Source organism: Cupriavidus sp. GW822-FHT02D05 (assembly GCF_058802485.1).
On record NZ_JBXAOE010000001.1, the window covers coordinates 106,607 to 119,260 of the forward strand.

A 12,654-nucleotide genomic window follows, 5' to 3' on the forward strand; every position below is an offset into this window, starting at 1 on the left:
TATGCGTCGGACAACCGGCCGTACGGGCTCGCTGCACTATTCTTTGGCAAACAACCGGCTTTCGCGCAGCGAGCGTGCGCCCAGTACGCCGAGGTAACGGTAGGCACGCGCAAGGTTGACACTGCTGTTATAGGTGGTGCCGACGGTCGTAGTCTGTGGCCAGCGCCAAACCGGATCGCGTATCTGCTCGAACAAGTACTGCAACACAGGGCAGCTGTACTCGAATCCGTCAGGATCGAAGGCCTTGTATCCGATACAGTTTTGCACCTCCGCGTATTTTTTGTCATCGATCAGATAGGCCGCCTTGGCCATCCAGCGCGCTCGATCCAATCCAGACATCAGATAGAACACCTCCGCGCAAGCTGGCTGAACGCATTTTTCCGACGCGGCGGCTTGCGTATCGTCGAGCGGGACGATCCGGCCTCGCCAAACCGCATTGCGCCAGCGCAAGGGGTTGACGGCTCCCGGCACGGGTTGCTTGGCTTCGGCAGACAAGATTGCCGTCTTGAGGCGAACCTTGTCGGCATCGCATTGTGCTGAAAGGTCGAACATATCCTCGTTTGGCTCCGACGGATGGCCGAAGAACACGATATGCCGCTGCGGCGACTGCTGGCCCAGATAGCGGTTGACTGCGCAAAGCGAAGCGAAGTCCGAATAGCCATCGCGCTCGCCGGTGGCGGTGAAATCCTGTTCCCCTGCCACTACGATCAGCTTGTCCATGCCGCGCCGAATCAGGCTGACCATCCCAAGGTTGTCGCCACTTTGCCCGCCGTCGGACAAATGAATGGTGGGGCCGCTGTTCGATGAGGGAAGGTCATTCAGGTAGTAGAACGGCCAGGGCAGCAGCGAGTGCCAGCGGCGCGTGGCGTCGCCGACGCGATAGTTGGCGATATCGATTCCCCACCGCGAGTTCGTTAGCGTCAGCACGCTGTTGACTGCGAAACGGTTGTATTGTCGTTGGGCGGTGTCGAAGAAGGCAGCCGAAGCCAGCACGGTGTCGGCGACGCCGACGCCCAGGTCGTCCAGATAGCCCCGCACGTAGCCGAAGCGGCCAGCGCCGTAACCAAACGGCGTGGCCTCAAAGACGGCTTCGGACAGGTCATAAGGTGCGGAGTCGACATCCAGCAGCACATTGCCACTCGCTGCGGTGGCGTTGATGATCCAGATCGGCACGCGCGGATTCACAGGCGATGCCGAATAGAGCGTCCTCAGCCGCCTGAATGTCAGCGAGTTCATCTGCGCTGCGATATCCGCGCTCCAGAGGGGCGCTGGAACCTCCTCGCCTGCGGACGGCTGATAACCGTAGGTCCGGAAAATCCCTCGCGCATATTGCTGCTGCGAGGGTGAGGTGGGTAGACGCCAGTCAAACAGCACGCCACTGAGCAGCGCAACGGGCGCGGTGGAGATGTTCTCCAGCGCCGTAAAGGCCGCTTTGCGCACAGGCTCTGTACGGTCATAGCGCTTGGACGTTCCGCCGGGCGCGGTAAACAGGATGTCCTGGTAGCAATCTACCCACCCGAGGTTCCGGTTGTCTTGAACGACGGGTTCCTGCGCCGGGGTGAATATCTTCTCGCAGGCACCTGCCTGGGCCACGTCCAATTGCAGGTCTTTCTTCAGCCCTCCCGGGCTGGCAGCAGGCACGTAGCCCTCGGTGCCAACCGTCTTTTCCTTTGGGGGGAAACTAACGGGACGGATATCCGCGAAGTACCGCTTGAGGGGCCCGAGTTCGGGCTTTTCGCTGACCCTCAACGCGTTGGCGTATAGGTAAAGTGCCGCATAGCTGCCACCCGACACGCTGGAGATATAGTCGATGCTGCCCAGCGCGTCGGCGTTGACTAACTCCTGCAAGACGCCAAGCGCGAACGGTGCCGCCTTTGACCCACCTCCGGACAGTGCTAGCCCGACGCGCGGACTGTTAGTTCGGGATCCCACTTCCGCCGCGTAAATGGCCTCTGGTTCGAGTGATTGGCTGTCGTTCAGGCAGTTGCTAGCCGCGGGGGCGGTGCAGGGCGGTAGCGGCATGCGCAGGTCCTGAGCCCCGGCGAGATCGGGGTTCCGATAACCCACGGCGCAGCCCGCCATTGCCAGTCCCAGGCAGGAAATTAGTGCTTTGCGCATATACCTCGTCTCCATAGAGCCATCCGGCCTTTTTTACCTTCTCTGCTTTTTCCGCCTTTTCGGCACTGAGCATAGCAACCAGCCAATGGCCGGAATACGGCCAATTGGGGGTAAGCATTTCATGGGATGGGCGAGGTGGCCGTCCCCGTGATAGGGCGTCTTGCATGCGTGATTCGCCGAGCCATCGCGGCGATCAAAGCTGACTACACTAAAAGCTAAAAGCACTTCGGCCACCCTAGCCGGAGAGGGCCGCAGGCCTTACCGCAGCCCGTCGGCGCATTGATAGTCCAGGCCCCCACCATGAGCAGGCGGCGAATCCACAGAAGGCGGACCCACAAGCGGCGGACCCTGTTCGTCGGGTTCCTGGTTTTGGCGGGCGCGGCGGCCGTGCTGTTGCTCCCCTTGCCGCGGTCGTGGCGCGCCGTCACGCATATCGTCAACGAGGTGACGATCGCGCAGCCTGATGCCGTGGTGTTCGACTACGTTTCCACGCCCGCCAACTGGCCCAACTGGCATCCATCTTCGCTCGCCGTGACTGGCGCCTCGGCCGGTCATTCGCTCCTGCCCGGCGAGCAGGTCACCGAGACGTTCTCGGTAGCCGGGCGGCGCGGCCAGGTGGTGTGGACCGCGGTGGAGCGCAGCCCGTCCTCGGCCTGGATGATCCAGGGCACCATCGATGGGCGCGAGGCGGGCGCGGTCCGCTACACGCTCGCCCAGACGCCGCAGGGCACGCACTTCCGGCGCGAATTCAGCTACCCCGCGCCGAACCTGCTGTTTGCGCTGACCAATTGGCTGGTGCTGCGCAAGCGCATTGAGGCCGAGTCGGCTGAGGCGGTGACGCGGCTGCGGGCGGTGCTGGAGGCCCGCAAGCCCTCGCCCGGCACGGGCGGCTGATCAGCGTGCCGCCTGGGCCGCGGCGTCCGGGCGGGCTAGCGGCCGAGCCAGTGCGAGCAACAGCAGCGCACAGAGCAGCGCCGCCGCCAGGTTGTAGCCCATCGCGCCGGCAAACGCGTGGGCATAGCGTTGCGCGCTGCCGATGCCGCCTTCGGCTTGCAGCGCCTGCTGGAAGAACATGCCCGCGATGGCGATGCCGAATGCGCCGCCCACTTGCTGCATGGTCGACACCAGCCCGGACGCCATGCCGGCCTGCGCCTCGCGTGCAAGGCCGAGCACGAGATTGAGCAGCGGCGTCATCAGCATGCCCTGGGCCAGGCCGAACAGGATCAGCGCGGGCACCAGATGCCAGGGCACCAGCATGGCGCCTGCCGTCACCACCTGGAGCGTCAGGACGGTGTGCGCCGTGGCGTAAAGCAAGGCCGCCACGGCGAGTACGGCGTTGCCGAAGCGCCCCACCAGCCGGGGCGCCCACATCGACGCGGCAACGAATCCCACGCTGGCCGGCGCGAACACGCTGCCGGCCAGCAGCGGGCCGACGCCCAGCCCAGCCTGCAACAGCAGGGCAAAGCACAGGAAGAACGCGCTGGCCGTGGAGTACACCAGCAGCACCACCAGCGTGCCAAGGGCAAAGCGGCGCTGGGCAAACAGGGCCAGGTCCACCAACGGCGCGGATCGGCGCCGCTCCACGCGCACAAAGCCGGCCAGCAAGGCGGCGGCCAGCGCCAGCGAGGCAAAGGCCCAGCCCGGCCAGCCGCGCGCGGGGCCCTCCAGCAGCGGCACCAGCAGCAGCGTCAGCCCGGCGCTGGCCAGCAGCACGCCGGGCCAATCCAGCCCGCTTGCGGGCGAGCCGGGCGCTGCCATGGCCCGCGATTCGGGGATGCGCCGCGCGGCCAGCATGGCTGCCACGCCCACCGGGATATTGATCAGGAAGATCAGGCGCCAGCCGAGGCCAAACAGGTCGCTCTGCACCAGCAGGCCGCCCAGCACCTGGCCGGCGATGGCAGCCAGGCCAAGCGTCATGCCGAGCAGGCCGAAGGCGCGGCGGCGCGCGGCCTCGTCAAGGCTGACGCGGATCACGGCGTAGATCTGGGGGAACAACAGCGCGGCGGCGCCGCCTTGCAGCACGCGCGCCGCGATCAGCAGCGCCGCGGTAGGGGCCACGCCACACAGCGCCGAGGCCAGCGTGAAGCCTGCCATGCCGAGCGCGAACAGCCGCCGCCGGCCGTGGAGATCGCCCAGGCGGCTGCCGGTGATCAGCAGCACGCCGTAGGCCAGTTCGTAGGCCGCCACGACTGCCCCGATCTCGCCGAAGCTGGCGCCCAGGTCGGCCTGAATGGAAGGAATCGCCACATTGACCACGAACAGGTCGAAGACGGTGACAAAGCCGCCTAGCAACAGCACGAACAGCACGGGCAAGGCGCTTGGAGAGGGCATGGGGGATCCTGTTGAATACTTAGGCCCGCATTCTCAGCTGCTCGTTAAAGTATTACAATTTAACTAATTATGCTATTACATCAGGCAACAGGCTAACGCCATGCCGCTAATTTCATGCCGCCACGCACCCTAGACCGTACCCGCGCTGCGCTGGCGGACTTCCTGCGCCAGCGGCGCGAACGCATCTCGCCTGCGCAGGCGGGCCTGCCCAGCGCCGGCCGGCGCCGCACCCCGGGCCTGCGCCGCGAGGAGGTGGCGGCGTTGGCCGGCGTGGGCCTGACCTGGTACACCTGGCTGGAGCAGGGGCGCGAGATCGGCGTTTCGGCGGCGTTCCTGGAGAACCTGGCGCGCGTGCTCCGGCTGGACGCCGCCGAGCGGCGCCACCTGTTTCTGCTGGCGCACCAGCGCCCGCCAGCCGAGAGCGGGCGCACCTGGTGCACGGTGCCGCCGCTGGTGCGCCGGTTGATGGACGACCTGCCGCTGCGGCCTGCCTATGTGCTCAACCTGCGCTGGGATGTGCTGGCGTGGAACGCGGCGGCCGAGCGCGTGTTCGGCTTTGGCGCTTGCGCGCCGGGCCATCGCAATATGCTGCGCATGATCTTTCTGGACCCGGCCATGCGCGAGCGCTTTGCCGGCTGGGAGGCGCAGGCGCCACAGATGCTGGCGAGCTTTCGCCGCGACCTGGCCCGCGCACCGGACGATCCGACCCTGCTTGAGCTGGTGGACGAGCTGGAGCGCGCAGCGCCGGATTTCAGGCAATGGTGGCGCCAGCACGATGTGCAGGGCGTTTGCACCGGCATCCGGGCCTTGTGGCTGGATGCGGTGGGCACGGTGCGCTGCGAGCATGCCACGCTCACTGCGGACGAGGAGCGTCACCTGCGGCTGGTGGTCTACGCGGCGGTAGCGGGGGAGCCGGGCAGCGAGGCATTCGAGGCATGGCTGGCCAGTGGCATCGGCAGCGGCGCGCGCGCGCCGGCCGTATACTGATCGTGCAATTCAATTGGAGTCGATGGTGTCGGTAGAAAACCTGGCGTCCCCCGCAGGACGCACCCCAGAAACGGCGGCTACGCCGGAGCCGGCAGCGCAAGCATTGCCGCCCAAGCCTGTAGCGCCGCCCACGCCGGATATCAATGATTGCTGCGGCAATGGCTGCGATCCCTGCATCTTCGACCTGCACGCCGCGGCGATGGAGCAGTATCGCGCCGAGTTGAAGGCCTGGCTGGCGCTCGCCGGGCAGACCGCCGATGCCGCCGCGGGCGCGGGCGGTCCCAGCTTCTGATCCGGCTGATACGCCACGCACGCCCCCCGCACGCCACGCGCACAAGACAAGGAGCTCCCCTTGACCGTCACCGACCGGAACCTGCTGGCCGATCTCCACGCGTTCGTGCGGGACCATCCGCGCCTGCTGGTGCTGACGGGGGCCGGCATCAGCACCGACTCCGGCATTCCCGGCTACCGAGACGCGCAGGGCAACTGGCAGCGCACGCCGCCCGTGCAGGCGCAGGATTTCTTTCGCTCGCATGCGGTGCGCCAGCGCTATTGGGCGCGCAGCATGCTGGGCTGGCCGGTGTTGGCCAACGCGCAGCCTAACGCCGCGCACTTCGCGCTGGCTCAGCTGCAAGCGGCTGGCTATGTGCGCCAGCTTGTCACCCAGAACGTGGACGGCCTGCACCAGCGCGCTGGCAGCACCGGCGTGATCGAGCTGCATGGCCATGTGGGCAGCGTGATCTGCCTGCAATGCGGCACGCGCCGCCCGCGCGCTTCGCTGCAGGCGCAACTCGAGGCGGACAACCCGGCGCTGGCGGAACTGCGCGCGCTGCCGGCTTCCGATGGCGATGCGCACCTGGAGCTGGCCAGTTTCGAGGCCGTGCACATTCCCGCGTGCGGGCACTGCGGCGGCGTGCTCAAGCCCGATGTGGTGTTCTTCGGGGAGTCGGTGCCGCGCGAGCGCGTCGACGCTTCCATGCAGGCGCTGGAGGGGGCCGATGCGCTGCTGGTGATCGGGTCGTCGCTGACGGTGTTCTCCGGCTATCGCTTCTGCCTCGCAGCGGGCAAGCTTGGCAAGCCGGTCGCTGCGGTCAATCTCGGGCAGACGCGCGCGGATGCGTTGCTGGCATTGAAGGCGGAGGTGTCTTGCGCGGCGGCGCTGGTGGATCTTGCCGGGCGGCTGGGGGTGGGGTGAGGGGCCTTGGTTGCCGGTGTCAAGGTCAAAGCCGCAAGCGCAGCGCCACGACTCCGATGCGGCGTGACGCCAACTGATGTCCAGGGCCGGGATTGCGGGCGGCGGTGTTGCCAACGTCCATTCGCCGATCGCCGCGCGGATTAATGGCCCATGTCCTCCGGATCCAGGTGGATCGGGCGGATGGTTCAATGGTTGCTCGCGAAGCGCATTACGTCAACCGGCGGGCATGGCACAACGCGCGCGCGGCTGCTGCGTCACTCAGTCACTCGCGCCACGGCTGCGCGGCGTTTCGCAATCGGGGCAGCAGGCGGGCGGGAATTCCGAGGCCTTGCTTTCATGGCGCCCACGTGGGCGACACGCTGATTTCCGAACCCCGCGGGTGTCTCGGCGCCGTGGCGGGCGCGGGCGCCCGCCGCCAGGTATAGAAAATGCCGTTGCGCGGATCCCATAATGGGTGTGAGCCCCCGACTCCGACTACTCATCATGGAGTTTGGAAATGTCGGCCTCTCTCAGATTTAGGATTGAAAGAATCAGATTAATCCTGGTTTTTTCATCGACGATCCCTGCTATCGTCCGATCCTTAAGCCAGCGCGATGCAGATGCGACAGGAACGAGTCTGGTGCGAGGATCCGGTGGCGATCGCCGCTGCGCGGCAAATGCTCCAGGCTGCAGCCCTGGCGTCGTTGCACGGCACGGAACGTACCATTTGTCCTGTCCGCGACCTCGCCCTTGCAGGCGCACACCGTTGCGCAGGCGGATCATTTCGTGATCCGAATTCGCTGTTTCTCCCTGCTCAGGACCGCTTTGTTTCATGTTGAAAAAAGCTCCCCAATGGATTGGAGAGGATCGGGCGCCGATGTTGAAGATGAAGTTGATTGATCTGTTGGTTCTTCCCTGTGTTTTGGCAAGTGCCCAGGTCTCGCACGCGGTGACCTTGCTGGATTCAATCAATGCGGCGCGAGGTTTCGACGCCGGTTTTTCCGCCGCGGGCAATGCCCGGATGGCTGGCCGGGAGAAGCGCTGGCAGGGGATCGCCGGCCTGCTGCCGCGCGCGCAGCTCGAGGGCAGCTACGCGAAGCAGGATCAGCCCGGGGCGGCCTATGCCACCGCCGTGCGCCGGCACAGCATTGCCGCCAGCGTGACGCAGCCCATCTTCGATATGCCGCGCTTTGCCGACGTCAAGCGCGGCATTGCCTTGGCGACCCTGGCGGACATCGAGTTCGAGAAGTCGCAGCAGGACCTGATGGTCCGCGTATCCGATGCCTATTTCGATGTCTTGTACCAGCGCGAGGTTCTGCAGGCGGCCGTGTCGGCAAAGCTGGCATTCCAGAAGCAGCTCGACCAGGCAACAGCCGCGCTACGGCTCGGGGAGGGTACGCGGACCGACGTGGACGAGGCGCAGGCCAACCTGGACCTGGCGCTTGCCAGCGCAGTGGCTGCGCTGACCGATCTCGAGATTGCCGGCGGCACGTACCGCAGGCTGACCGGCCTGTCGGCGGACGAAGTCGAAGCTGTCGGGCTGCAATGCATGCCGTCGGCCATGGCGGCCGACATGGAGGCTGCCATGGAGGAAGCCGCCCGGGACAATCTGGAGGTGCGCATTGCCGAGCAGCAGGCCGAGCAGGCCGGGGCCGACGTCGCCGCTGCCGTGGGCGCAAACCTGCCTGTCGTCAGCGCCCAGGCATCCTACGGCACGAACTGGAGCTACGGTGCCGGCGAGAACAGGCTCGATGCGATCTTCGGCACCACCTCGAAGACGCGCTCGTCGACGATCGGCGTGACGATCACCATTCCGCTGTTTGCCGGCGGCGCGCAACTCTCGGCCGGGCGCGAGGCCTACAGCCGCCGCGCCCAGGCCCGCGACGCGCTCGAAGATGCGCGGCGCAGGGCGCGCGAGAGCGCGCGTGCCGCCTATCTCGGCATGACGAACGGTGGCGCGCTGGTGCAAGCACGGCAGCGTGCGCTGGGATCCGCCGAAGGCAAGGTCAAGTCGACCCGCCTCGGCCGTGAGGTGGGCATGCGGACGAACATCGACGAACTGAATGCGCAGCAGCGCTACTTCGAGGCGGTACGTGACCTGGCCTCCGCGCGCTACAAGCACCTGCGCGCGCGCCTGCAGTTGTCGGCCGCGCTCGGCTCGCTGGGCGATGCCGATGTCGCCGCGCTGGCATGCCACCAGCACAAGGGGTGAGCATCGGCCGGCAGACGCTGGCGCGCCGGGCACCGCGCGCTATTCAATCCTGACTCAATGTCGAGACGTTGCAATGACTGATTCGCTGTTCCGGCAAGAAGCGCTCGACGCGAGCAAGTACAGGCTCATGGGCGCGGTCAGCCTGTATTCCCCGCCGTACCGGTGGCTGATGATCGGCGTGGCCGGTGCGCTGGCGGCTGCCATCGCGGGCTTGCTGGTGTTCGGCACCTACACCAAGCGCGAGCGCGTCCTCGGCCAGCTGCTGCCAGCCCAAGGCCTGTTCGGTATCACGCCACCGCTCACCGGCACCCTGGTCGAGACCCGCGTGCGTGAAGGCCAGTCTGTGGAAGAGGGCGCCGGGCTGATGGTGGTTTCCGCGGAAGTGGCCACGGAACTGGGCGGAACGCGCGAGCACATCGGCACGCAGCTCAAGCTGCAGCGTTCCAAGCTCGAGATCGACCTCGCCAGCCAGTTGCAACTGGCTGGCGAGGCGCAGCGCGGCCTGCAGATGCAAGCCGGCATGCTGCGCGAGCAGCTCGCACAGATCCAGGCGCAGAAGGAACAGCGTACCCGCCAGGCCGACCTGGCCACACGCCAGCTCGAAAAGCTGCAGTCCATGCGGGCCGAGGGTTATGCCTCGAATAGCCAGGTGGAGCAGCAGGAGGGCGTGCTGATCGATTCCCAGGCGAGGCTGCAGGAGCTTGTCCGCCACCGGCTGGACATCGGGCAACAGCTCGAACAGGTCCGCCAGCGGCAGCGCGAGCTGCCGCTCAATATGAGCAACCAGCGCAACGAGATCGCACGCAAGCTCGCGGATATCGACCAGGCGACGGCCGAGAACGAGTCGCGCCGCTCGGTGATCCTGCGCGCGCCGCGGGCAAGCGTGGTGGGCGCGCTGCTGGCGAAACCGGGGCAGATCGTCAATGCCGGGCAGACCGTCATGTCCCTGCTGCCGCAGGGCGCGCAGCTCGAGGCGCAACTGATGGTGCCGAGCCGGGCGATCGGCTTCATCCGCCCCGGCGCGCCTGTCGTGCTGCGCTACCAGGCCTATCCATACCAGAAGTTCGGCCAGCAATCGGGACGCGTGACCGAAGTGTCGCGCACCGCGCTCTCGCCGAAGGAGGTCGCGAATCTCACCGGACAGGGCAACGTGCAGGAACAGCACTACCGCGTGGTTGTCGCGCTGGACCGGCAGGACATCCAGGCCTATGGCAAGCATGAGCCGCTCAAGCCCGGCATGGCGCTCGAAGCCGACGTGCTGCTTGACAGGCGACGCCTGATCGAGTGGGTACTGGCGCCGCTGTATGCCCTGGGCCGCCGCGCCGGATCGTGACGATCCTCCGCCATCGCGCCATGCGTCAAATCACCTTGGAATCGCTCGGATCATGAGTTTTATGAAAGCACTGCAGTTCGGTTGGGGCCAGCGCCTGCCGGTGCTGCTCCAGACCCAGGCGGCGGAATGCGGCCTGGCATGCGTCGGGATGGTCGCCGGCTACTTCGGCCGCGAGATCGATCTGGTCAGCCTGCGCCGCCGCTTCAGCCCCTCGCTCAAGGGGGCAACCCTGGCCGACGTGATGCTGGTGGCCTCGCGCCTGGGACTGGCCTCGCGCGCGCTGCGCCTCGAGCTCGGCGAGCTCGTCAAGCTGCGGCGCCCCTGTATCCTGCACTGGGACCTGAATCACTTCGTGGTCCTGAAGCGCATCGGCCGCAACAAGATCACGATCCACGATCCCGCCCGCGGCATACTCGACGTACCGCTGTCCGAAGCGTCGGATCATTTCACCGGCGTGGCGCTGGAATTGCTGCCATCGCCCACCTTCGAGCGTACCCGCGAGAAGGAATCCATCTCGATGCTGAAGCTGATCGGCAGCGTGGCCGGCATCCGCGCCGCGTTCTTCCAGGTGCTGCTGCTCTCGGTCGCCCTGGAAGTCTTCGGCATCGTCTCGCCGTTCTATATGCAATGGGTGATGGACCACGTGCTGGTGTCGGCCGACGTCGACCTGCTGACGTTGCTCGGCATCGGCTTCCTCATGGTGGTGCTGTTCCAGAATGCCATCGCTGCCCTGCGCGCATGGGTGCTGACATGGTTCTCCAGCCTGCTGAACGTGCAGTGGACGGCCAACCTCTGCTCGCACCTGTTCAAGCTGCCCATGTCGTATTTCGAGCAGCGCCATATCGGTGACGTGGTGTCGCGCTTTGGCTCGATCGGCACCATCCAGAGCACGCTCACGACGCGCTTTGTCAGCACGCTGCTCGACGGCGTCATGGCGATCGTGACGCTCCTCATGCTGTTCATCTACAGCCCGATGCTGACCTGGCTCGAGTTGGGACTCTTCACCACCTATGCCCTGATCCGCTGGGTCTCCTACCGTCCGTTCCGGCAGGCCAACGAGGACCAGATCGTCTATGCGGCACGCGCCCAGTCGAACTTGCTGGAATCGATCCGCGGCGTCCAGGCGATCAAGCTGGGCAACAAGCAGGATGTGCGCGTTGCCATCTACGCCAACGCCGTGGTCGACACCACCAACAAGAACGTGGCGATCCAGCGGCTTTCGATCAGCTTCTCGACCTTGCAGGGCATCATCTCCGGTGCCGGGCGGGTCGTGCTGGTGTGGCTGGCGGCGCGACTGGTGCTCGACGGCCAGTTCTCCGCCGGGATGCTGGTGGCTTTCGTCAGCTTCGCGGAGCAGTTCTCGTCCCGGGCGTCCGGGCTGATCGACACCGTCATCGATTTCCGCATGTTGCGCCTGCATGGCGAGCGCCTGGCCGACATCGTGTTGACCTGCGTCGAGAGCGACATGGAAACGAAGACGCTACGTCCGCCGGCAGCGGCCGAAGGCCTGGTGGCCTCGCCCGCCATCGACGTGCGCGGCCTGCGTTTTCGCTACGCAGAGACCGAGCCGTGGGTGCTGGACGGCTGCACGTTCTCGATCGCGCCAGGGGAGTCCGTTGCCCTGGTGGGGCCATCGGGACAGGGTAAGACGACCATGGCCAAGGTGCTGCTGGGCCTGCTGGTACCCGAGGAAGGGGCGGTGAGCGCCGACGGCGTCGACATCCGCAAGCTGGGCCTGCACCAGTACCGCGACATGATCGGCTGCGTGATGCAGGACGACATTCTCTTTGCCGGATCCATTGCCGAAAACATCGGCTTCTTCGATCCGCAGCCGGACATGGCACGCATCGAGGAAGCCGCGCGCCTGGCCCAGGTCCACGATGACGTTGCCGCCATGCCGATGGCCTATCAGACCCTGGTGGGAGACATGGGCTCATCGCTGTCGGGCGGCCAGTGCCAGCGCGTGCTGCTGGCGCGGGCTTTCTACCGCAAGCCGTCCATCCTGATTCTCGATGAAGCCACCAGTCACCTGGATGTGGAGTGCGAACAGCGCATCAACCAGGCCATCCGTGCCATGAGGGTCACGCGAATCATCATAGCGCACCGGCCGGAGACGATCCGCAGCGCGGACCGGGTGATCGTGCTGGAGCGAGGCGCGGTACGTGCGCTGGCGCCGGAGATGCTGCCCGCACAATCAGCCATGCAGGGGGAGATCGACGCCGCTCCGGGCGAGTTGATCAGCAAGCCTGTTTGATGGAGTTGAGCAATGTGCAAGCGGAACCATACCGAAGCAATCCGGGGCGCTGGCGGCCTGAGTGCCAAAGGCGATTTTCTCCCTCGGCGCCCGTCTGATGCCGATCCTGGTTTCACCAGCGGCCGGTGCCGTCGCAGCAAGGCAATCAGGGCCATTGCGCGTCGCATCTGCGGGAAGTCCGAAGCGAAGCCGTTCGCCAGCGGTCCCGAGGTGTGCCCGGGTGCCAGGCCGTGCTGAACGGGCAA

The 12,654-nt window shown here is 66.2% G+C and carries 10 protein-coding genes; 7 read left to right on the top strand and 3 right to left on the bottom strand.

The features are described from left to right. Window positions 1-36: 36 nt before the first annotated feature. Window positions 37-2,118: a patatin-like phospholipase family protein gene (locus AC1RQK_RS00460; protein WP_492372170.1), complete on the bottom strand. Its 2,082-nt coding sequence runs from the start codon at window positions 2,116-2,118 to the stop codon at window positions 37-39. Window positions 2,119-2,487: 369 nt separating this feature from the next. Here AC1RQK_RS00460 and AC1RQK_RS00465 point away from each other — a divergent pair, with 369 nt between their 5' ends. Then, window positions 2,488-3,012 carry an SRPBCC family protein gene (locus AC1RQK_RS00465; protein ID WP_492372178.1) on the top strand — a complete coding sequence of 175 codons (525 nt, stop codon included), beginning with the start codon at window positions 2,488-2,490 and terminating at the stop codon, window positions 3,010-3,012. Here the strand turns inward: AC1RQK_RS00465 and AC1RQK_RS00470 are convergent, their stop codons facing one another. Next, window positions 3,013-4,449, bottom strand: coding sequence for an MFS transporter (locus AC1RQK_RS00470; protein ID WP_492807099.1), 1,437 nt, complete (start codon window positions 4,447-4,449; stop codon window positions 3,013-3,015). A gap of 114 nt (window positions 4,450-4,563) precedes the next feature. On the opposite strand from AC1RQK_RS00470, the gene AC1RQK_RS00475 reads away from it, so the two are divergent. From AC1RQK_RS00475 to AC1RQK_RS00485, 3 genes are read left to right on the top strand one after another with little or no spacing between them, the layout of a single operon-like run. Then, the gene (locus AC1RQK_RS00475; protein WP_492807101.1) at window positions 4,564-5,436 is read left to right on the top strand and encodes a helix-turn-helix transcriptional regulator; all 873 of its coding nucleotides are present in this window, start codon (window positions 4,564-4,566) and stop codon (window positions 5,434-5,436) included. A 22-nt stretch (window positions 5,437-5,458) separates the two neighbouring features. Beyond that, window positions 5,459-5,728, top strand: a complete 270-nt coding sequence (locus tag AC1RQK_RS00480) for an oxidoreductase-like domain-containing protein (RefSeq protein WP_492372173.1) — start codon at window positions 5,459-5,461, stop codon at window positions 5,726-5,728. 60 nt (window positions 5,729-5,788) lie between these two features. Beyond that, window positions 5,789-6,631, top strand: a complete 843-nt coding sequence (locus tag AC1RQK_RS00485; protein WP_492372174.1) for an NAD-dependent protein deacetylase — start codon at window positions 5,789-5,791, stop codon at window positions 6,629-6,631. Between the two features lie 474 nt (window positions 6,632-7,105). Here AC1RQK_RS00485 and AC1RQK_RS00490 read toward each other — a convergent pair whose 3' ends face one another. Beyond that, on the bottom strand, window positions 7,106-7,582 hold the full coding sequence (locus tag AC1RQK_RS00490) for a hypothetical protein (protein WP_492807500.1): 477 nt from the start codon (window positions 7,580-7,582) through the stop codon (window positions 7,106-7,108). On the opposite strand from AC1RQK_RS00490, the gene AC1RQK_RS00495 reads away from it, so the two are divergent. From AC1RQK_RS00495 to AC1RQK_RS00505, 3 genes are all read left to right on the top strand, one after another. Beyond that, entirely contained in the window at window positions 7,560-8,822 is a 1,263-nt protein-coding gene (locus AC1RQK_RS00495; protein ID WP_492807471.1) for a TolC family outer membrane protein, read from the top strand. The two genes, AC1RQK_RS00490 and AC1RQK_RS00495, sit on opposite strands and share 23 nt — an antisense overlap. A gap of 73 nt (window positions 8,823-8,895) precedes the next feature. After that, a complete protein-coding gene (locus AC1RQK_RS00500) occupies window positions 8,896-10,155 on the top strand; it encodes an HlyD family secretion protein (RefSeq protein ID WP_492375180.1) in 1,260 nt (419 codons plus the stop codon). Between the two features lie 52 nt (window positions 10,156-10,207). Continuing rightward, a complete protein-coding gene (locus AC1RQK_RS00505) occupies window positions 10,208-12,409 on the top strand; it encodes a peptidase domain-containing ABC transporter (RefSeq protein WP_492807104.1) in 2,202 nt (733 codons plus the stop codon). The last annotated feature ends 245 nt before the right edge of the window (window positions 12,410-12,654 follow it).